The organism is Shewanella sp. P1-14-1 (assembly GCF_001401775.1).
Taxonomy (GTDB): domain Bacteria; phylum Pseudomonadota; class Gammaproteobacteria; order Enterobacterales; family Shewanellaceae; genus Shewanella; species Shewanella japonica.
Genome location: NZ_LKTL01000004.1, coordinates 52,753 through 74,833 on the forward strand (window position 1 = coordinate 52,753; position 22,081 = coordinate 74,833).

Here is a 22,081-nt window from a genome sequence, read left to right on the forward strand (position 1 = left end):
TAAGCTAGGTAAGATACGTATAAGACCGCTATTTTAGTCAGTCAGTTACAAATTGATTAATATAGCGGTAGTAACAAGCACGCCCTAACCCTGCAATGACGCCTCTTTCTACTGGAAATTCAATAGCATCTTCTAACAATCTCACCAATGAAGGGTTGTTGATTATATGCTCAGTACCAATACTGCTAATTAGGGATAAGCTGTTATCATCATTTTCAATATAATCAACAATCACGAAAGCGTGACGTTCAACTGTCACCTGCACCTTTTCCACTGGCGTAATCAAGAAATACTTCCCATCAATACCATTAAGTACACTAGCAAATAACTTAGCAAACTTTTTCGGCAGTGGACTGCCCAAATACGTCCACTCGCCTTGCATATTAATATTAAATAGTGGTTCATCACTGCATAACGGTGTAGACGATTGCTGGCTTTCGTCATTATTGGGGCTTAATTGCCCCAATTGTTCGGCAATGTTAATGGGTTCAGCCATTATCTTGTTTCGCTTGAACTAACAATTGCAATAAGGCTTCAATTGGATGTTTTGGTTTGAAGCCTGCAAAACGTTTAACTTGGCTTCGACATGAATAGCCTGACACTAAAATTTGCGTTTTATCGTCAATCTTATCTAAGGTCGGCTGCCAAGACATAGCAAACAATTTAGTGGAACGACCTAAATTATCTTGTTCGTGACCGTAGGTGCCAGCCATACCGCAGCAACCAACGTTAATCACATCGAATTCAGCCCCAAAGTGACTAAATATGGTTTTCCATTCTACTGGCGTGGCAGGTTTTGCCGTTGATTCAGTACAATGGCTGAACCAGCTAAATTTTTGCTGCGTGTTATTCAGTTTTGGTATTGAATTGATGGCATCCGTTAACCATTCATTTGCTAATAACACTTCAAAGTTACCACGCCTATTGCCTAATACTTGTTGATATTCATCTCGGTAACATAAGACTAAGGCTGGGTCTAACCCCACCATTGGCATATTAAGCGCGTACACTTGATTCAAAAAGTCAGCACTGGATTGCGCTGTTTTTGCAAACTTATCTAAAAAACCTTTTATGTGGGTAGGCTTACCATTAGGTTTAAATGGCAATAATACCGGCTTTAAGCCCATTTCTTTTATTAGCTGAATAAAGCGATACACCAGCTCCGCATCATAAAAGCTGTTAAAAGGATCTTGAACCACTAACACATATTGAGCACGCTCTGATTCAGGAATACCCTGTAGCGCTTCTAAATCATAGCCACGACTTTCATGTCCATCTAAGCGTTGTTTGAGTGTCGGCACCGATAATGCTGGCGCATCGACATAACCAATCGATTTTTTAATCACCCATTGGCTGAGTTTATTTTGCGATGCAAAGTTAGTCACCTTTGGCATTGCTGCCATAATAGGTAACATATCTTCAATACCTGCGACCAAATAGTCTTTTGCTGGGCGCATGTAACGCTTGTAATAGATATTAAAAAATTGCGCTCTGAATTTAGGCACATCGACTTTAACTGGGCATTGTCCAGAGCATGCTTTACAGGCTAAACATCCTTTCAAAGACTCCATCACTTCATGGGAATAATCGTAGTCACGCTCTGCGTTATAGCTATTCTGAGCACGTTGTAAAAAACTTAATGGTTTTGACTTAGCTAGGGCATCAACATCAACACCTTCAGCTTCTAGTAAACGTAGCCATTCTCTCATTAAGCCACTGCGCCCCTTTGGCGAATGGATACGGTCGCCCGTTGCTTTAAATGACGGACACATAAAAGAATAACTGCTGTAGTTAAAGCAAAGGCCATTACCATTGCAGTTCATCACATCAGGAAACGCATCACGTACTTGGATTGGGATTTGACGGTCAAATGTGCCACGTTTAACACTGTCGACGTTAAACATCATAGGGCCACTGTCTTTTGGAGCAACCAATTTACCTGGGTTTAAACGGTTTTGCGGATCGAATAAACCTTTAATTTCTTCAAGCTCACCGTACAGTTCATCGCCAAATACCGCTGGACCGTATTCTCCGCGAACACCTTTACCATGTTCACCCCACATCAAGCCGCCATATTTAAGCGTTAACTCTGCCACTTGATCTGAAATGGTTTTCAATAACTTTTCATCTGCTTCATCACACATATCTAGTGCAGGACGAACATGTAACACACCAGCATCAACATGACCAAACATGCCATATTGCAGCTTATGCCCGTCTAATAAATGACGAAACTCCATAATAAAGTCAGCTAAGTTTTCAGGCGGCACTGCGGTGTCTTCGGCAAATGCGAGTGGCTTACGGCGACCTTTTGTTGCCCCAAGTAATCCCACAGCTTTTTTACGCATCGCATAAATTTTATTGATACTTGGTTTATCTGAAGTGATTTGATAACCCACAACACCAGCTTCTTCATTGGCAAGTTGGCTTGCCAACACAGATTCCAGTTTGCTAATACGAGCTTTGACATCCTCTTCATCACCCGCAAACTCAACCATGTTAAGCCCCTCGATGACTTTATCAGGTACAGCTTCAATCAGGTGTGAAACTGAATGCCAGATGATATCTTCGCGGGCAAGGTTAAGCACTTTTGAATCGATCGTTTCAACCACTGTGGCACTCGCTGCAACCAAAGAAGGTGCATGCCGTAATGCTGACTCAAACGAATCATATTTGATATTAAGCATCATTCGCGTGTTAGGAAGCGGTGTAATATTAAGTTTAGCTTCGGTTAAGACCGCTAGCGTGCCTTCAGAGCCTGCTATTATCCGCGATAAATCAAATTGAGTCAGATCATCATTCCAGACATGGCGTAAATCATACCCCGTTAAAAAACGATTTAACGCAGGGAATTGCTTAACAATCAAGTCTCGCTTTTCATGACAACGACTCGCAATATGACTGACAATATGTTGAGCAAAGGAATTGTGATTAACTTGTTGGTGTAAATCACCTTGTTTACCCAATGCAATATCACCTTGCATTGGTGAAGTTGCTAGTACACTGCCATCAACCAGCACGCTGGTTAGTCCTAATACATGATCTGAGGTTTTACCATAGACAAGAGAGCCCGCACCTGAAGCATCAGTATTAATCATCCCGCCAACAGTGGCACGGTTAGAGGTTGATAAGTCAGGACTAAAAAAGTATCCATGTGGCCGCAGTGCATCGTTCAATGCATCTTTAACGACACCGGCTTGTACTCTGACCCAACCTTCTTCAGCGTTGACTTCAAGCACTTGATTCATATGCCTTGAAACATCAAGAATAAAGCCATGAGTTAAAGACTGACCGTTAGTACCTGTACCACCGCCACGGGCACTAAAAGTGACTTGCTTATATTGAGGATCTGAAGCCAGTGTTAACACCAGTTCAACATCAGTTTGATTTAGCGGATAAATTACAGCTTGAGGTAAAAACTGGTAAACAGAATTATCGGTCGCTTGGATTAGCCTTGCGCTGTAACGTTTATCTATTTCACCTGCAAACGAAGAGGCTTCAAGCGCTTCTAAAAAGCGTAAATAGATAGGTTCTAATGTTTGATGATGGGATAGCAGCGGCAGCATAGTCGACTTCTGTTATAGTAATTTTGTCATCATTATAAACAAAAAAATAACAGCTAAGTAGTTGAGTTAGTAAAATTCATTAAATTTTGATATCGATTGAATATTCTACAAAATCATGGCCGCATATTTCATCAATTGATAAATATCTGTCTCATCCTAATGAATATGATGACTTATCATTGAGCATCATTGGCACAATTGTAATGTCTGTAATTAATTGGTAGACAATAATTGGCAAAATTAATTGGCCAAATTGATAACCGAGTCTAACAATAAACGACCTGTTAATACCTACAGAGTGAGTTCATATCGGTTTTAGAGTAATGTTCAAAATTTAAATAGCGCTTTATTTCTGCTTGATTGTTAACGGTTTACCTTCTATTCCTACATAAAAAACAATTATCTCGACTGGTTCTACTCCTGAGTTAGTACCGTAATGCCATTTATCAACGACTTCAGCTATTGCATCACCCGCTTTCATAACGAGTTGTTTACCGGCTTTTGTTGTTACAGTTAAATGTCCTTTCGTTAATATGCCAGCATTAATGACCGGATGCTGGTGATATGGCAAAGTTGCACCGGGGGCAATGGTTATTTTTAAAATAGTGACTTCTGGTTGACCTGTTGGATAACTAGGTAGTGTACGACCATCCCAACTTTTGCTTGTTTTAAGGAGTTGCTCAACTGCAATATCATCGGTTGGCTCTATGGCGACAGCTGTACTCAAAAAACTAGAAACGAAAGTCAGGCTTACACCTAAAAACATTACTGAACGTAAAGCGCTTGCTAGGCACGGTATCTTCTTAGCGGTGAAGTGGTAAATCATGTTATTTCCTTATAGTCGATGATTTTAAATCAGAGATGAATATTAAAGCAGAGTCAAAATCCGTTTTATACAAATCTATCTGAAGCACTAATTTGAGATGCTAAATCCAAAATATTTAATCCAAAGCACTTAATCCAAAGCACTTAATCCAAAGTACTCAATCCAAAGCACTCAATCCAAAGCACTTAATCCAAAGCACTTACTCCAAAGTTCTTAATCAGAAGCGCTAAATAGCCATAGCTGGATTGCTATCTGTTTTTATCAGATTCTTATTATATACAGCTTATAGCAAGCTTATGAAAAACCAGTGAAAAGATATCAATAAAAAAACACCTATCGAGTCATCATGCAAACTAGATAGGTGATAAAGTGTGTTGATCAGAATACTAAATTACATGTGTCGTGTAACACAATAGACGGTATTACAGACGATATGGCTTATTAAGAAAAAATAACAATAAATAACACTTACTCATCTACCGCAGTCGCTCCCTCTTCCGCACTGCATATGAAGATACTTGGAGCCAGGCCTGTTTGCTGCTCGTATTGTGCATTAACCGCTTTAATCACTTGCTCAACCATTTCATCAGGTACGAGTGAAACCACACAACCTCCAAAGCCTCCACCGGTCATTCTTACTCCACCAGACTCTCCTATCTCAGCTTTAATGATCTCCACTAAAATATCGATTTCCGACTCCGTTATTTCAAAATCATCTCGCATAGATGCATGCGATTCTGCCATAAGTCGTTGTAATGTTTTGATGTCATTATTTCTCATTGCCTCAGCAGCATCTATAGTACGTTGATTTTCGGTGATAATATGCCTTGCTCGCTTGGCGATAACTGATGAAAGTTCACTTTGTTGATCATTAAATCTTGCGATATCAACATCACGCAGTGCCTGAACATTAAAATAAGCTGCTGCATCTTCACATTGCTGCCTGCGAGTATTGTACTCACTGTCGACTAAACCACGTTTTTTATTGGAGTTTACAATTAATACGCTGAAACCATCAGGCAGTTTTACTGGCTGAGTTTTTAATGAGCGGCAATCAATTAATAACGCATGGCCTTTTTTGGCCTGCGCCGAAATAAGCTGATCCATAATGCCGCAATTACACCCAACAAACTTATTCTCAGCTTCTTGGCCATTTAGGGCGATTTCTTGTTGCGATATAGCTAAGTCATATAAGGTTTTAAAGGTTTGACCTATTACCACTTCTAATGCCGCAGATGAGCTTAACCCCGCGCCTTGTGGGACATTTCCACTAATAACGATATCGGCGCCATTAAAATGATAACCACGTAATAATAAGTGCTTTACCACACCACGAATGTAATTAGCCCAATCATGCTCTGCATGAGTTATTTCTTCACTTACACTAAACTCATCAACAGCTAAGCCATAATCTAAAGAAATAACTCGTACGACATTGTCATCACGACGACTTGCAGCGACTGCTGCGTTGTAATTAATGGCACATGGCAACACAAAACCATCATTATAATCAGTGTGCTCGCCAATTAAGTTGACTCTGCCTGGCGCCGTAACGACATGACTGGAGGCATAACCAAATTGCGCTTCGAAAGCGTGTTTTACATTCTTTATCAATTGCTCACTCATTATTCAATCCGTTATCTGTGTTATCTCTTTAAATAAAGCGCTTCGATGAGCCAGCTACTGGCTATATTTCGTAGTCCTTATACTTGCCCAAATGGCCGCTTACTCTGATTTATAATGCACATCACTTTGCTGACGAAGCATTGTGGCTGCTTGTTCTGGGGTGAGATCCCGTTGAGATTCGGCCATCATTTCATATCCCACCATAAACTTTCGTACACTGGCAGAACGTAAAAGTGGCGGTAAAAAGCTGGCATGTAATGTCCATTCAGAGTGTTTTTTGCCATCAAATGGCGCACCATGCCACCCCATTGAATACGGGAAAGAACAATTAAAAAGGTTGTCGTATTTAATGGTAATTTTTTTAATAATATCGGCGAGTGTCGACTGTTGTGCACAGCTGAGTTCTGTCATGCGAGTTACACTAAAACGCGGTAAGACTAATGTTTCAAATGGCCAAGCCGCCCAATAAGGCACTACAACGACCCAATCTTCATTAGCCACTACAATGCGTTCTGCATTGTCCAGTTCTCTGCCAACGTAGTCATTTAAAAGGCTTGATTGATGGGCCTCATAATACGAAGACAATGCCAGTTGTTTTTTTTGCACTAACGTTGGTAAATGATTTTGCGCCCAAACTTGGCCATGTGGATGAGGATTTGAGCAGCCCATAACCGCCCCTTTATTCTCAAATACTTGTACCCACTGATATTGCTCGCTTAATTCTCGAGTTTGCTCTTGCCAACAGGCCACGACTTTTGTGATGGCAGCAACAGATAGCTGCGGCAAGCTTTTACTGTGATCAGGCGAAAAACAAATGACACGACTTTCACCTTGCTCTGTTTCTATTTTAAATAAAGGATCGTTTTCACTGTGTTTAGGGGTGTCTGGTTTTAATGCAGCAAAATCATTTTGAAATACAAAAGTATCTTGATACTCAGGATTCACTTCTCCATTAATTCGCGTATTACCCGAGCACAAAAAGCAAGACTCGTCATAACTAGGCTTTACGTCATTATCAATGCTTTCAACTTGGCCTTGCCAAGGCCGCTTTGCTCGATGTGGTGAAACAAGTATCCACTCATTTATCAATGGATTAAATCGGCGATGAGGATGCTCAGTAGGATCAAACGTCATGATGCTTTCCATTTCAATTTTATAAACAATAATGCTAATAACTCGGTGTCACACGTGCTGTTTAAAAACAATACAATGACAAAAGGGTAAACGTTTACCCTCTTTTGTGCAATAGCTATTTTTAATTGGACTATTTGTTTGCTAAACCCGAGTTAGAAAGGTAATTTACTGCTACTAATAACTTTCATTCAGGATATGTTGTGTCAAAAGCAACCATTAAAGATATCGCCAGAGCCGCCAATGTATCTGTGGCTACTGTATCGCGTGTCGTTAATAATGGACCCAAAGTGGGCGCTAAAACCCGAGAACGTATTCAACACCTAATTAGCACTATGGGGTATCAGCCCAATATTAATGCCCGTTCATTGGTCATGAAAAAAGCAGCTACCATTGGTGTGGTTATTCCTGATGTTGCTGACCCATTTTTTGCAGCACTCGCCAATGGAATCGACCAAATTGCGCGAGAAAATAAAGTGCAGCTACTTATCAGTACAGGCCAAGTGAGTGCTGAATCAGAAATGAAAGCGATAACGTCTTTGATGCAACAGCGCTGTGAATCAATCGTGATTCATAGCAAAAAAATACCAGATGAAACATTAATCGCTTTGTTTAACGATAACCCAAAGTTTGTATTAATTGATCGCTATATTGAAGCAATCAGTCACCGCTGTATTTGGCTTGATAACCACATTGGTGGTCAAAAAGCGGCTGACTATTTCTCCGAGTTAAATCATTGCAATATTGCGTGTGTAAACAGTAATCTGGATATTGATGATCCAAAAGAACGTTTGGCGGGATTTCAACGTGGTTTAGCAAGTCATGGCTTAACACTCAATGATAAATTAATCACCTATGCATCACCTAGCCTGCAAGGTGGAGAAAAAGCGGCTCAAGATTTACTTAAACAAAATACTCCCTTCAGTGCCATATTTGTATATAACGACGCTATGGCCATTGGTGTTATTTCTACCCTTGAAGATAAAGGCTTGTCAGTACCTAATGATGTTTCCGTCATCGGCTTTGATGACGTGTTATTATCACGTTATTCAAGACCTAAGCTAACAACCTTACGTTACCCTATTAATTCTATGGCTAAAAATGCGGCCTTATTAGCCCTGTCAGCTAATATTAATCCAACAGCACAATCATCATCTTATTCACCAGAGTTAGTGATAAGAGAGTCTACTCAAGCCTTATAAATTATCGACCATTTTCATTGTAAAAAATTGAAGTACGTTCTGTAAATATTGCAGCAAAAAGCATTAAAACCGACTAAAATAGCGCCTTTTTAGGATCTGGCTAGATAAACTAATGAAACTCAGTAAACGCTTATTACAAATATGTCATATGGTAGAACCAGGGTTTGATCATATTTGGGATTGTTGCTGCGATCATGGTTACCTCGGCGCTGCACTATTAAAACAACAATCTGCTAAGGTCCATTTTGTTGATATTGTGCCAGAATTGATGTCAAATTTAAGCCACAAATTGAACCATTTCTTTGCTGATACCAACACTTGGCAAACCCACTGTATCGATGTTTCCTTATTACCGTTAACTCAATACCAAGGCCATCACTTGGTAATCATTGCAGGCATTGGCGGCGACTTAATGAGTGATTTAGTCACTAACATACTTCATGCTCATCCTGATCAAGTAATAGATATACTCCTGTGTCCAGTTCATCACCAATTTGAACTGCGCCAAAATCTTTCAAATCTACATTTATCGTTAAAAGCGGAAGTATTGATTGAAGAAAATGGCCGCTACTATGAAGTCATTCATGTCACCAATAACGCTGACAAGATGAAACCAATTAGTTTAACTGGTGAGCTTTTTTGGCAAACAGATTGCGAAGAGCAAAAATTGATAAATCAGCAATACCTGCATAAAACGTTAGCGCATTATCAGCGAATTCAAAAAGGACAACCCTTGCTGGTCAAAAACGTCATTAACGCTTATGAACAGTTACTATAAGCTTATGATCGTAAGTACATAAAAGCACAAATTATTGGCATAATTATCTTTGTACGTTCAATTTTATTCAGCCCCTATTAAGCAAATTTGGCTACACTGTTAATCGACATGTAATCAGTTTAATTCTAACGATGTTATTACGTTCTCATTTAAGTAAAAAAGGCACCCATGAAAATCGCACAGTACCAAGCAAGTCAAGCAGAAACCGTTATAGAGCTTTTTGCTAATGTATTTTCCGACTCAGAGGGAGCTGATGAAGGGCAAGTTATTGCAAGGCTTGTCGATGATTTAATCACAACAACTGACTCAAAGGATCTTATTGGTTTTGTTGCCACTGAAAACGAGTTTGTTATTGGTTGCATCTTCTTCAGTCGACTTGTTACTGCGAATAACGCAAACGCATTTATCTTGTCTCCTGTTGCGATTAATACCGAGAACCAAGGTCAGGGAATCGGGCAGAAACTGATTCTTGAAGGTTTGTCTTATCTTAAAGCAACTGGTGTTGAACGTGTGTTTAGTTATGGCGACCCTAACTACTATAATAAGGTTGGTTTTAAGCAGATTAACGATGCCATTATTACTGCCCCCTTCACATTAACGTATCCAGAAGGCTGGATTGCACAAACGCTTAATGAGGTAGAGATTAGCAAACAAGACAGCGTTATAAGCTGTGTTGATGCGCTGAACAAACAAAAATATTGGTAATTTATTGTAAATAATTTCAATTACCCGTTCTTTGAATAAACGCTGATATATGAAATTTAATAAGGATTTAATTGTCCGATTAAGTCTGCTTGCAAGAACTTATGACTTAATTACATAACCTACCCCTGCAAGCTGGCACGACTTCCCTCATGTTTTCATTTCTATTGTAACTATTCTGCGAATTGTTATAAGTACACAACCACATAATTGCTCAATGTTAACTGAAATCAATTCTGGTTAGACAGAAAATATACTTATGCTAATATTAATTCATCAATGTTAATTTAGTTTTAGCTTGTATTATTACCAAGTAATAATACAAGTTACTGAATTATTTATTGATTTAACCAAGGAAAGGATGCAATAGCTCAAGGAAGGAGTGCAATACTACCCCTTTATGCTTCTGAGCAAATGTTTGATTGTATTACCTTTATCTAGACATTAACTATTTTGGGATGTTAAACATGAAAACATATAAATCGATATTAACGACTTTAGGAATCCTATTGAGTTTTAGCGCAGTTGCAAGTGATGACATATCAGCTCCAAACCATAAAGACTACGTTGCAAACGAATTATTAAAAGACCTTTCTGACTGCTATGTAAAATATGATTTTATTGGTAAAGATACTAGTGCTATTGAAAGTGTGCTCAGTCTTTATGATCAAGAACAAGTTCGTGTATCAATTAATAAATACAACAGCCGATTTTACCAAGCCATGGCTTTAGGGGTTAATAGTGTTGAGCGAACACAACTAGCTCGTGGATGTGGAAGAATTAATCAAAGAGCAATCTCAATTAACGAGTATGTTGACAATAAAGTGAGTAAAACTGCTGAATAATTTGTTTATCAGTATATTATAAGTGTGAGAAACGCTTATAATATACTGTTTTAATTCGTATTTTTTAAAAGCATTCGGTATTTATAGTATAAGTCAACAAGTAATCAAAGTTGTGTGACTGAAAAAGCTACCACTGTTTTAATATGCCTAGTTAACTTTCATCCTATAAACTCGTGATACTTTTACTTGCCAACGAATAATTACCTCACAAGAAAACCTCAATTGCTCCCTGACCTTACTCGAATCACAACATCTGATTAAAACCAAATCCGAAATAGATAGGAAGTTCACTTTACACAGGTAACGATAACAATTATCATTAACATTAGGATTTAGATTAAGTTAACTTCGGATTAGACAAATTACTTTTATGGATAAAACTGATAGTTACCAAGGTAATGCCACATTCACACATTTAAAAGCCCGTAGCTTTGCCGCTATTGTGCTGGCATTAATAACAGCGACTATCATGATCCCAGGGATGACAACTTACCTTCCTTTTCATCAAAATGATGCTATTGGTATCCCGATTTTACTGTTTTCTTTTATTTGGACAGCTCTTTTCATCTACAGCTATATGGCGACCTCAGTAAAGTACGTGTATTTAATTATGTTGACGCTGATTATTTCTCACTCTCTTCTAGCCTATTTCTCATTAGTCGGTTAACGGTAAAGTAATGAAAAGTCTAACAATAAAAAAACTATATAAACTCCATTCCTGGGTTGGCATCATTACTGGAATTTTACTGTTCATTATTGCCTTTACAGGTGCCGTTGCTGTTTTTGCAAAACCAGAATTAACTGTATGGGCAAATAACGCAATTCGAGGTCCAATTGAAAGTACCTCTGCACAATTAGCAGAAAAAGTGCATCAGCATGCCGCTGAAGTTGGTCCTGAATATTTAGAAGAAGTTCATATCCAACTACCTGATGCTAAAAACTCGGCCACGGTTCGGCTTATTTATGAAGGTCACTTTATTGATGAAAATGGCAAGGAAGAGCACAAAGGCGTAGTTTATGAGTTAGATCCCAATACACTTAAGATCACTAATAAAACCGATATGGAGAGCTTTTTTAGTCATATTAAACTCAATATGGCCACGTTCATTGCTCATTTTCATGCAGACTTACATTTAGGGCGACCTATTGGGTTAATTCTCACCGGATTATTAGGCTTAACACTAATGGTGTCGATCGCCACCGGGATAGTTATTCATAGAAAAATTTTGGCTCAATTATTTACTTTTAGACTCAGTAAAAGTTTTTCACTTGCATTAAATGATGGCCATAAAGTAATGAGTGTTTGGGCTGTGCTTTTCCACTCTATGATTGCATTTACAGGTGCTTTTTTAGGCTTAGCAACTGTCATTTTAGTGCCTGCAGCAGCTTACGTCAGCTTTAATGGCGACCAAGAAAAATTAATTGAAACCTTTACCGCAATAAAACCACCTATCATGGCCGAAGTCGCAGCAACAACAAAGCTTGCAACAATTTTACAAGCTAGCGAACAACAAAGACCAGACTTAACATTTAATCGTGTAGCAATAATGGGCTATGGCGATAAAAATGCTTTAGTCTACTTATTCGGAACCGGTGGTGAACAGCTCGGCGGTGAGACCTTAATTTATCAAGGTAGCAATGCTGAGTATATTAACACCCAAGCAAATTTCGGTCGGCTTGAAGGCATAACAGGAAAAATCCTAGACGCGATGTTTCCATTACATTTCGGAAATTTTGGCGGCGTTTTCATTAAAGCAATTTGGGCGATATTAGGCCTGAGTACTGCACTGATACCAATATCAGGCATTATGTTATGGATAGAAAGAGGTATGAATGCCAAGCACCCTGCACATAGTCGAGAAACATATATTAGATTCAATAAATTACTTATAGGTAGTTGTGCAGGACTAGTTTTAGCTACCGTAGTGTTGTTCCCAACTCAATTGATTGTCAATAAATGGTATCTAGGTATTGATGCCACCAGCTTATTATTTTTTGTGTTCTTCATAACTTGGTTTCTGGCTTGCTGTATGCCTTTTGTTATGAGTGCCAAAAAGGCCATGCAATGCCTCACCCTTAGCACATCTTGGTTAATGATTCTCATCATGCCAATGGACGCCATCTTAACCAACAGTCACCTTCTTAATGTCTTTGTTACAGGTCATTACGTCTCTGTTGGCGTCGATTTAGTATTATGCATCATGGGTATTGCTTTATTACTAATGTATCAAAAATTAAATAGCACTTTATCGTTGAATGAAACGTATCAAACTTCAACACTGCAACTTAAAGAAGGAATCTAGCATGACATTATTATTCGCGTTAATGACGGCATATTTTGCGACATTATTATTAAATGCGGCAGGTACATTTACTAATAACAACATCCGTAAAGGTTTTTCGGCATTATTGAATATTACTTCTGTGGTGATGTTTATTACCGTATACGGTACCGCGCGTGGCGTTTTTGTATACCTTGCTGTTGTCGCACTATTCGGGATTATATTGAGTTTTTTCAATCGTAATACAACAATTTCAGCCAACGATATAAGCTAACTTGTTAGCATCAATAGTGAATGGGGCAAAAACACCTTTTTCTTGAGTTAACTGTTAATTAATAGCAGTTATTGATAGGTGAGGAATAAGCTAGCCGCTTACTTATGCAAGGCAAATTTCACCGCACTCGCTGCGTGAATCTGTGTCGTATCATAAAGTGGCACCTGAGTATCTTGTTGCTGTAACAATAAGGCAATTTCAGTACAGCCCAAGATGACCGCTTGAGCCCCCTGCTGGTAAAGATCATCGATTATTTCAAGATATTGGTTACGAGATGACTCCTTAATCTCACCAAGACATAACTCTGAATAAATAATGTGATGAATCATCTTTTGTTGTGTTTCGTTCGGGACCATGACATCAATACCATGATGTTCGGCTAACCTTCCCTTATAAAAATCTTGTGACATGGTAAATTGAGTGCCAAGTAAACCCACGGTACTAACACCATCTAGAAGCAGAGTGCTAGCTGTAGCGTCGGCTATATGCAGCAAAGGAATAGAGATAGCTCGCTGTACTTCTTCTGCCACTTTATGCATGGTATTAGTGCAAATAAGTAAACAGTCAGCACCACCCGCTTCAACCGATTTAGCCGCGTTCGATAAAATTTCTGCAGTTTGTTGCCAATCACCTTGGTGCTGTAGTGACTCAATCTCAGCAAAGTTAACACTAAACAGACATATTTGGGCTGAATGTAAGCCACCTAGTGACGCCTTGATTCCTTGATTGATTGCCTTGTAATAGTTGCTGGTTGATTCCCAGCTCATTCCGCCTAACAAGCCTATTGTTTTCATTGTGTCATCCCATCTTACATGCGAAAAACATGATTCATCCAATTCAATTTGTTGTACATACTGCCATTAATACGCCACTCTTTCATACAGTCATTCAATATGCTCATAACCTTATCGAATAAGGCTCAAATTGTTATCGGGTTTCTTTTACAATTGCCTCAAAAATTCATCATTAACAACACTATAATGTGTAAAAGATTTTCAAAATTAAGTTGATATTATGCTAATTCAAGATTTACAAGTGATATTAAAAGTAGCAGAGTTTCGCAGTATAACTGCTGCAGCAAACAGCCTTGATATGCGAGTTGCGACAGCCAGTGCCGCAGTCAAACGCGTCGAGACACATTTAGGGGTTGAACTATTCATAAGAACCACACGACAGCTGAGGTTATCACCAGCGGGAGAGCGTTACCTTCCACACTGTCAACAAGCCGTTCAATTACTCGACAATGCCCAACAAAACGTACGAGATGACTCTGATGTACTGCAAGGAGAAATCCGAATAGCACTATCATCAGATCTAGGTCGAAATGTTGTCATCCCTTGGATTGATGAATTCCTTATTTCTAATCCTGACGTTAGCGTACGTAGCAATATCAGCGATAGTAATATCGATTTTTATCGTGACTCAGTTGATATGGCGCTAAGGTATGGCTCCCCCACTGATGCCAGTACTTATGGGTTTAAAATCTGCGATATTCCACGTGTAGTATGCGCAGCTCCCGAATACCTTAAAAAGCAAGGTAAACCGCAGCATCCGCACGAGTTAAAAAATCACAATGCACTTTTGTATCAACTGCGTGAGGTCGTTCAAGATGAATGGACGTTTACCCAACAGCAGGACACGATTAAAACTAAACTTGTCGGTAACCGAAGTTCCAATGATGGCGATTTAGTGAGACGTTGGTGTGTTTCGGGGCAAGGTATAGCAATAAAATCATGCTTAGATATGGCTGATGATTTACTCAATGAACGCGTCACGCCACTGTTATTAGATTATCAAGCTACCCCGACAGAGCTGTGGTTAATTTGTCCAAGCCGCCAGTCAATCACCCCTACAGTGAGACGATTACGTGATTTGTTTAGGGATAAAGTCGCAGGACTGAAAACTCAACTGGTAAATAAAGGAATAATTGACAATGATTAAAATCAAGTGTTCGCGGACGTGCCCTAACCTCTGTTTTTAGTTTATCCACCAGTGACTCCTGAATAGATCATTTTTATGCCAACTAGAAATAATACCCAATAACTAAAGGTATAAATCAACTGCTGTGAAATGCGATTAACCAGCCAAACACCTGTTCTTACACCTAAAAAGGCTATTGGTACTAACAATAATGAGGTATTCAGGTTTGCTGCATCAAACTGCCCCATATAGGTATATGGAATAAGCTTTATAAAGTTAATCAGAGCAAAAAACACCACACTTGTACCAATTAATTGCGCTTTAGGTAAATTTTTAGGTAATAACGCCATACTCACTGGTGGACCACCAGCATGGGCAATCGTGCTGGCAAAACCTGACGTCAGCATTAACAGGTGATTATTAACTTTTGAAGGAGTCTGGCTTTTTTTACATAGAAATTTTTGTGCTAGAAAAGCCATTGCTAAGCCACCAATTATAAACTCCACGATATGTGCAGGCAGACTTCCCATAAAATAAGCAGCAACAATAATACCTATGATGGCAAAAGGCAGCATTTGCTTTAACTCATGGTAGTTACAATTTTTTCGATGGTAATAAAGGGCAATCAAGTCCATAACGCATAACAGAGGTAATAGTATTGCTGCGGCTTGTATAGGAGAAACAGTTAATGCCATCAGCGGTACTGACAGCATTCCCAAAATACCTCCTACGCCCCCTTTGCCCATGCCATAAAAAAACACTGCGGGTATAGCGGCAAGATAAAAGTTAAAATCTGAAATCATAAAACGCCAAAAAAGCCTTGTTCAAAAAGGCTTTTATTAAATAATTAACCGATATGAGTCATTTCATTCAATACAAACGAGTCGACAGCGCCTTCTGTCGCAGCCATGTAGTCAGCTAAATGTGTATTGTTCATATGTGTTTGCCATAACTCACGTGACTGCCAGTTTTCATAAAATAAAAAATGAGCAGGATTTTCATTATCTTGATGTAAGTCATAATTAATACAACCTTCTTCAACTCGAGTTACATCAATCAATTTTACTAGTTCTGCTTTAACCAATTCGACTTTGTCTGCTTTTGCAATAATGTTGGCAACAATCGTTAATTTACTCATAATTTAGCCCTTAATAATGTATTTGGATCTTTGTGAACCGTGTTGACGAATACATAATATCGCTATTTTTAAACAACAAAAACACGCTAATGATTGAAATATTTTCAAATTTTAATTGATAACTAACATCACAAATAAAGATGTTTGCTAAACACAAATAGTTGTTTTTTTATTCAGGGTCGACAGCTGCAGAGAAGGCTTCTTTAATTTCGTCGCTATTAAAGCCCTTTCGCATTAAGTAGGCATAAGCTTTAGATTTCTCGTTGTAATCACTAAGAACATATCTCTTTTTAGCAAGTTGCTTTTGACAGCTCTCATAAAAATCAACCTCTTGAGACAAGGTTAACTGATAAACCACATTCTCAAAGTCACTGACATCAATTAGACGCTGTGTTAGTTCTTGTAAAATGACTTTCTTACCTTTGCCTTTGTTATATAGTTTTATGATTTCTATCTTTAAATCAGCTTTCTCAGCTTTAATAGAGAGCTTTGAGCGTAAAGTGTCTTTTTGTGGGTGAATTGATAAAGCGTAATCGATTTGCGCACGCGTAAAGCCTTTGGTGGTCATTTGGCTATACACTTTTTCTTTAGTGGTACTTAAAAAGTTATCATACTTATTACTCAATCTAGCTGAAGCAAGAATATTAAGATCAATATTTTGCTCAAACATAACATGCTCAATTGCACGTTCAATATCGGTTAGTTCAACTCCACGTTGTTGTAATCTACCTTTAATCGCTCCATTACCTTGTTCGTTACTATAGGCAAGCTCGCAAAAGCGTACAGCAAACTCGTAATTTGTTTTTAGGTAACCCCTTTCAATTAGGTGTGCCAACACTTTATCAATCCATTCAATCTTGTCTGTTTTTCGCAGCAGCTTTTGACGAATTTCTTCAATAGTGAAATCTTGTTGGCTAAGATGCCAATATGCACTATTGAATACATTATCAATTGTTTTCGCTTGCTTTAACGGAGTCCGATTCATAGTTGAATTTCTTTAATAACCAAAAACCTACTGAGTCTAGCAGATATACGTTATTCAGATGAATAGATTGTCGAGTGAGCACTCAAGTCATTTGTAAATTTAGCGCTAATACTGATCTTAAAGGCAAAAAAAAGCCGCTATTAAGCGGCTTTTTTGTAACGTCATTAAGACGTTTCAAGGCAATCGATTATGCATGATCTTCTGCTAGGTATAACCAAGTGTCGATTACTGTATCAGGGTTAAGTGATACAGTATCGATACCTTGTTCAACTAACCATTGAGCAAAGTCGGCATGGTCAGATGGGCCTTGCCCACAAATTCCAACATATGCACCTTTCGCTTTAGCCGCTTTAATCGCTAACGATAATAATGCTTTAACTGCATCATTACGCTCATCAAATAGATGACTGATGATGCCAGAGTCACGGTCTAGACCTAACGTTAACTGAGTTAAATCATTTGAACCGATTGAGAAGCCATCAAAGTGCTCTAAGAACTGGTCTGCAAGCAATGCATTTGAAGGTAACTCACACATCATGATAACGCGTAAACCGTCTTTACCACGCTCTAGGCCTTGCTCTTTCAATAGTTCAATCACTTGCGCCGCTTCGTCAACTGTACGAACGAATGGGATCATGATTTCAACGTTTTTAAGGCCCATTTCATTGCGCACACGCTTAATTGCTTCACACTCTAGTGCAAAACAGTCACGGAATGACTCAGAAATGTAACGGCTAGCACCACGGAAGCCCAACATTGGGTTTTCTTCTTCTGGCTCATAACGGTCACCACCAACAAGGTTAGCGTATTCGTTAGACTTAAAGTCTGACATACGTACGATAACTTTCTTAGGATAGAACGCACTACCAATCGTTGCGATACCTTCAACTAAGCGAGCAACATAGTATTCAACTGGAGACTCATAACCTGCAATCATCTCATTGATTTCTTGCTGAAGCTCAGCGGGTTGTGAGTTGAATTCAAGTAATGCTTTAGGATGAATACCAATCATACGGTTGATGATGAATTCTAGACGCGCTAGACCAACACCTTCATTTGGTAAACGGGCAAAATCGAATGCACGATCTGGGTTACCCACGTTCATCATGATCTTCATTGGTAATTCAGGTAATGAATCAACACGATTGGTCACAACTTCAAATTCTTGCTTACCATCGTAAATGAAACCAGTGTCACCTTCAGCACAAGAAACCGTCACTGTTTGACCGTTCTTGATATGGTCAGTCACATCACCACAACCTACAACAGCTGGAACACCTAGTTCACGCGCAATAATTGCTGCGTGACAAGTACGGCCACCACGGTTAGTCACAATCGCACTAGCACGCTTCATGATTGGTTCCCAATCTGGGTCAGTCATGTCGGTAACTAATACATCACCAGGCTCGATTTGATCCATATCGTCGATAGAAGCAAGCACTTTAGCCACGCCTGTACCGATTTTATGACCGATTGCACGACCTTCAGAAACTACGTCGCCTTTAGTTTTAAGGTGGTAACGCTCAATCAGCTGTACATCTTCACGGCTGCGAACTGTTTCAGGGCGTGCTTGAACGATATAAAGTTTGCCGTCGTTACCATCTTTAGCCCACTCGATGTCCATTGGACGGCCGTAATGCTGCTCAATGATAACCGCTTGTTTCGCCAGCTCCATGACTTCTTCATCGTTAATTGAGAATACGCCACGTTGCTCAGCTGGGATATCTTCGATTTTAACTTGTTTGCCATGTGAAGCATCATCAGAGTAAACCATCTGAATTAACTTGCTGCCGATATTACGGCGCACAACGGCTTGATGCCCTTGCGCTAAAATTGGTTTGTGCACGTAGAATTCATCAGGGTTAACCGCGCCTTGTACAACCATTTCACCTAAACCAAATGATGAAGTGATGAAGACAACGTCGTTATTACCTGACTCAGTGTCCATAGTGAACATCACACCTGATGATGCTTTATCTGAACGTACCATTCGTTGTACGCCAGCAGATAATGCGACACCTTGATGCTCGTAACCTTGGTGAACACGATAAGAAATTGCACGGTCGTTAAATAGCGAAGCGTATACATGCTTAATCGCAAGTAATACAGCGTCAAAGCCTTTAACGTTTAGGAAAGTTTCTTGTTGACCAGCAAATGAAGCATCTGGCATATCTTCAGCTGTTGCTGATGAACGCACTGCAAATGATGCTTCTTGGGTCTCGCTAGAAAGTTGCTCGTAAGCTTCACGAATCGCATCTTCTAGTTCTGGTTGAAATGGGGTATCGATTACCCATTGTCTGATCTGTGCACCAACTTTCGCTAATTCATTTACGTCATCAACATCCAATGTTGCTAGAATATCGAAAATTTTCTGGTTAACACCACTTTGCTCTAGAAACTCATTAAACGCATGAGAGGTTGTAGCAAATCCACCAGGGACTTGAACACCAGCGTTTGCTAGGTTACTGATCATTTCACCAAGTGACGCATTCTTACCGCCAACCTTGTTTACATCACCCATGCCTAGTTCTTGATACCAGAGTATGTATTGCTGCACAGTTATCTCTCCACAAGTTTATTTCAATGGCCCCTTCACACGAGGGCAGCGGCATTCTACACTCCCACACAAGTGACGTAAATCTATAATTTTATTTGTAATTTTATTACTACAAGAGGTCATAATGGCACCAAAAGTATTTTATATATCAGATGGCACAGCAATCACAGCAGAAGTCTTTGGTCATGCCGTACTCTCACAATTTCCTGTGGAATTTGAGACATTTACAATTCCGTTTGTCGAAACTATTCAAAAAGCAGAGAAGGTTAAGCAACAAATAAATGATTGTTTTATTACAACAGGCGAAAGACCAATACTTTTCCACTCAATCGTTAAACCAGAAATTCGGGACATCATTTATTCCAGCGAAGGGTTAGATTACGATTTTTTAAACACTTTCGTTAGCCCGTTAGAAAAACAATTAGGTATCGAAGCCCAGCCGGTGATGAACCGTACCCATGGCAAAAGTAACTTGGGCTATGACTCTCGGATAGAAGCGATAAATTACACAATGGAGAACGATGATGGCCAAACCATGAAGCATATGGACAAAGCCGACATCATTTTATTGGGTGTTTCACGCTGTGGTAAAACCCCTTCAAGTTTATATTTATCGATGCAATTTGGTATTAAAGCTGCTAACTATCCGTTCACTGAAGATGATATGGATAACTTAAAGTTACCCGAGGCGTTAAAGCGTAATAAATCTAAACTGTTTGGTTTAACCATTGATCCCAACCGCCTGCATGAGATCCGTCAAGGCAGAATGGAAAATAGCCGCTACTCTTCTTTAAGGCAGTGTCGAATCGAAGTGAAAGAAGTCGAAATGCTGTATAAAAAAGAACGTATCCCGTTTGTGAACACCACCTTCCACTCTGTTGAAGAAATTTCAGCAAAAATTCTTGATGTCACAGGCTTAAAACGCCACATGTTTTAAGTTTTATTATGCTATTTAATGCCTTAAATCTAATTTAACGTATTATTCATGTTAGCGAAAATGCTGAACTAACAGCATTTTCAGCTAACTTAGGTCAAATTATCCACTTTTGTTCAATAACTTCGTCGATTTCAACGTGTCTATCGCCTGCTAATTCGTTATAATCCCGAGCAATATGATGTTAATTCATCGCAAACATGCTCGGTAAAATGAATGACAATTAAAACTGACGAACTACGTACCTCTCTTTTATGTAAGGTAATTTCACCTGCGCAACTCGCATCTGAATACCCATTAACCCAAGATGCTGCTGACTATTTAGTTGCGCAACGTCGTGAAGTTGAAGCCATCATAGCAGGCGAAGATCAAAGACTTTTAGTAATTATTGGCCCTTGCTCCATTCACGATACGGAAGCAGCTTTAGATTACGCTCAACGTTTAGCGAAATTACATCACGAGTTAAAAGAAGACTTATGCATTGTTATGCGTGTCTATTTTGAGAAACCTCGTACTATTGTTGGTTGGAAAGGATTAATTTCAGATCCTGATCTAGACGGTAGTTTTAGCCCTAATAAAGGCTTAAGAATGGCTCGCCATTTATTACAGCAAATCACTGAACTTAAATTGCCAATCGCAACTGAATTCTTAGACATGGTCAATGGCCAATACATTGCTGATTTAATCACTTGGGGTGCGATCGGTGCCCGCACAACTGAAAGCCAAATTCACCGTGAAATGGCATCAGCATTATCATGCCCTGTCGGATTTAAAAATGGGACAGATGGCAATATCAACATTGCGGTTGATGCAGTTCGTGCAGCACAAGTGCCACATATTTTTTACTCTCCAGATAAAGATGGAGCAATGGCTGTTTACCGTACCCACGGGAACCCATACGGCCATATCATTTTACGTGGTGGCAAAAAGCCGAACTACTCAGCCGAAGATATCGAATCAGTTCGAGCGCAACTTGAAAAAGTGGATGTAACCCAGCGTATCGTTGTTGATTTCAGTCATGGCAATAGTGAAAAGAAACATAAAAATCAGCTCAACGTTGCCGATAGTATTATGGAACAAATGCGTAACGGTAGCACTGCTGTTGCCGGTATTATGGCCGAGAGTTTTATGGTTGAAGGTAATCAGAAAGTCGTTGACGGCCAGCCATTAACCTATGGCCAAAGCATCACCGATGCCTGTCTGCACTGGGAAGATTCTGAAAAATTACTTAGAAACCTAGCGCAAGCATCGAAAGATCGCCGTGCTCTACTAGCAAAATAACAATAATATTGGGTAGTGCTAAATAGACTATTTA

20 protein-coding genes are annotated in these 22,081 nt (G+C 39.3%); 10 read left to right on the top strand and 10 right to left on the bottom strand.

What is annotated here, in order from left to right; genetic code table 11:
• Positions 1-37: 37 nt before the first annotated feature.
• The 5 genes from AN944_RS03630 to AN944_RS03650 form a co-directional block, all read right to left on the bottom strand.
• Positions 38-496 carry a DUF1285 domain-containing protein gene (locus AN944_RS03630; RefSeq protein ID WP_055023234.1) on the bottom strand — a complete coding sequence of 153 codons (459 nt, stop codon included), beginning with the start codon at positions 494-496 and terminating at the stop codon, positions 38-40.
• Entirely contained in the window at positions 489-3,566 is a 3,078-nt protein-coding gene (locus AN944_RS03635; protein WP_055023235.1) for an FAD-binding and (Fe-S)-binding domain-containing protein, read from the bottom strand. Before AN944_RS03635 ends, AN944_RS03630 begins: the two co-directional genes overlap by 8 nt.
• Before the next feature lie 346 nt (positions 3,567-3,912).
• Positions 3,913-4,392 carry a cupin domain-containing protein gene (locus tag AN944_RS03640; protein WP_235530843.1) on the bottom strand — a complete coding sequence of 160 codons (480 nt, stop codon included), beginning with the start codon at positions 4,390-4,392 and terminating at the stop codon, positions 3,913-3,915.
• 468 nt (positions 4,393-4,860) lie between these two features.
• Positions 4,861-6,018: a galactokinase gene (galK, locus tag AN944_RS03645; RefSeq protein ID WP_055023236.1), complete on the bottom strand. Its 1,158-nt coding sequence runs from the start codon at positions 6,016-6,018 to the stop codon at positions 4,861-4,863.
• 99 nt (positions 6,019-6,117) lie between these two features.
• Positions 6,118-7,152: a UDP-glucose--hexose-1-phosphate uridylyltransferase gene (locus AN944_RS03650; RefSeq protein ID WP_235530844.1), complete on the bottom strand. Its 1,035-nt coding sequence runs from the start codon at positions 7,150-7,152 to the stop codon at positions 6,118-6,120.
• A 200-nt stretch (positions 7,153-7,352) separates the two neighbouring features.
• Between AN944_RS03650 and AN944_RS03655 the strand changes: the two genes are divergently transcribed.
• The 7 genes from AN944_RS03655 (at position 7,353) to AN944_RS03685 (ending at position 13,232) form a co-directional block, all read left to right on the top strand.
• Entirely contained in the window at positions 7,353-8,351 is a 999-nt protein-coding gene (locus AN944_RS03655) for a LacI family DNA-binding transcriptional regulator (protein ID WP_055023238.1), read from the top strand.
• A gap of 112 nt (positions 8,352-8,463) precedes the next feature.
• Positions 8,464-9,129: a tRNA (adenine(22)-N(1))-methyltransferase TrmK gene (locus AN944_RS03660; protein ID WP_055023239.1), complete on the top strand. Its 666-nt coding sequence runs from the start codon at positions 8,464-8,466 to the stop codon at positions 9,127-9,129.
• A gap of 168 nt (positions 9,130-9,297) precedes the next feature.
• A complete protein-coding gene (locus tag AN944_RS03665) occupies positions 9,298-9,834 on the top strand; it encodes a GNAT family N-acetyltransferase (RefSeq protein WP_055023240.1) in 537 nt (178 codons plus the stop codon).
• 464 nt (positions 9,835-10,298) lie between these two features.
• Positions 10,299-10,676: a hypothetical protein gene (locus AN944_RS03670; protein ID WP_055023241.1), complete on the top strand. Its 378-nt coding sequence runs from the start codon at positions 10,299-10,301 to the stop codon at positions 10,674-10,676.
• 370 nt (positions 10,677-11,046) lie between these two features.
• Positions 11,047-11,343: a hypothetical protein gene (locus AN944_RS03675; protein ID WP_055023242.1), complete on the top strand. Its 297-nt coding sequence runs from the start codon at positions 11,047-11,049 to the stop codon at positions 11,341-11,343.
• Between the two features lie 10 nt (positions 11,344-11,353).
• Positions 11,354-12,979: a PepSY domain-containing protein gene (locus tag AN944_RS03680; RefSeq protein WP_055023243.1), complete on the top strand. Its 1,626-nt coding sequence runs from the start codon at positions 11,354-11,356 to the stop codon at positions 12,977-12,979.
• Position 12,980: 1 nt separating this feature from the next.
• Entirely contained in the window at positions 12,981-13,232 is a 252-nt protein-coding gene (locus AN944_RS03685; protein WP_055023244.1) for a hypothetical protein, read from the top strand.
• A 98-nt stretch (positions 13,233-13,330) separates the two neighbouring features.
• Here AN944_RS03685 and AN944_RS03690 read toward each other — a convergent pair whose 3' ends face one another.
• A complete protein-coding gene (locus AN944_RS03690) occupies positions 13,331-14,026 on the bottom strand; it encodes an aspartate/glutamate racemase family protein (protein WP_055023245.1) in 696 nt (231 codons plus the stop codon).
• A 220-nt stretch (positions 14,027-14,246) separates the two neighbouring features.
• Here AN944_RS03690 and AN944_RS03695 point away from each other — a divergent pair, with 220 nt between their 5' ends.
• Positions 14,247-15,173 (top strand): LysR family transcriptional regulator, encoded by a 927-nt coding sequence (locus tag AN944_RS03695; RefSeq protein ID WP_055023246.1) that lies wholly within the window; start codon positions 14,247-14,249, stop codon positions 15,171-15,173.
• A gap of 41 nt (positions 15,174-15,214) precedes the next feature.
• Here the strand turns inward: AN944_RS03695 and AN944_RS03700 are convergent, their stop codons facing one another.
• From AN944_RS03700 to ppsA, 4 genes are all read right to left on the bottom strand, one after another.
• Complete coding sequence (locus AN944_RS03700) at positions 15,215-15,955, bottom strand: sulfite exporter TauE/SafE family protein (protein ID WP_055023247.1); 741 nt, start codon at positions 15,953-15,955, stop codon at positions 15,215-15,217.
• 44 nt (positions 15,956-15,999) lie between these two features.
• Positions 16,000-16,290, bottom strand: coding sequence for a putative quinol monooxygenase (locus AN944_RS03705; RefSeq protein ID WP_055023248.1), 291 nt, complete (start codon positions 16,288-16,290; stop codon positions 16,000-16,002).
• Between the two features lie 169 nt (positions 16,291-16,459).
• Positions 16,460-17,275 carry a regulatory protein RecX gene (locus AN944_RS03710; protein WP_055023249.1) on the bottom strand — a complete coding sequence of 272 codons (816 nt, stop codon included), beginning with the start codon at positions 17,273-17,275 and terminating at the stop codon, positions 16,460-16,462.
• Between the two features lie 187 nt (positions 17,276-17,462).
• Entirely contained in the window at positions 17,463-19,832 is a 2,370-nt protein-coding gene (gene ppsA, locus AN944_RS03715) for a phosphoenolpyruvate synthase (RefSeq protein ID WP_055023250.1), read from the bottom strand.
• 124 nt (positions 19,833-19,956) lie between these two features.
• On the opposite strand from ppsA, the gene AN944_RS03720 reads away from it, so the two are divergent.
• Both AN944_RS03720 and AN944_RS03725 read left to right on the top strand, forming a co-directional pair.
• Entirely contained in the window at positions 19,957-20,769 is an 813-nt protein-coding gene (locus AN944_RS03720) for a pyruvate, water dikinase regulatory protein (RefSeq protein ID WP_055023251.1), read from the top strand.
• Positions 20,770-20,982: 213 nt separating this feature from the next.
• Complete coding sequence (locus AN944_RS03725) at positions 20,983-22,047, top strand: 3-deoxy-7-phosphoheptulonate synthase (protein WP_055023252.1); 1,065 nt, start codon at positions 20,983-20,985, stop codon at positions 22,045-22,047.
• Positions 22,048-22,081: the final 34 nt, after the last annotated feature.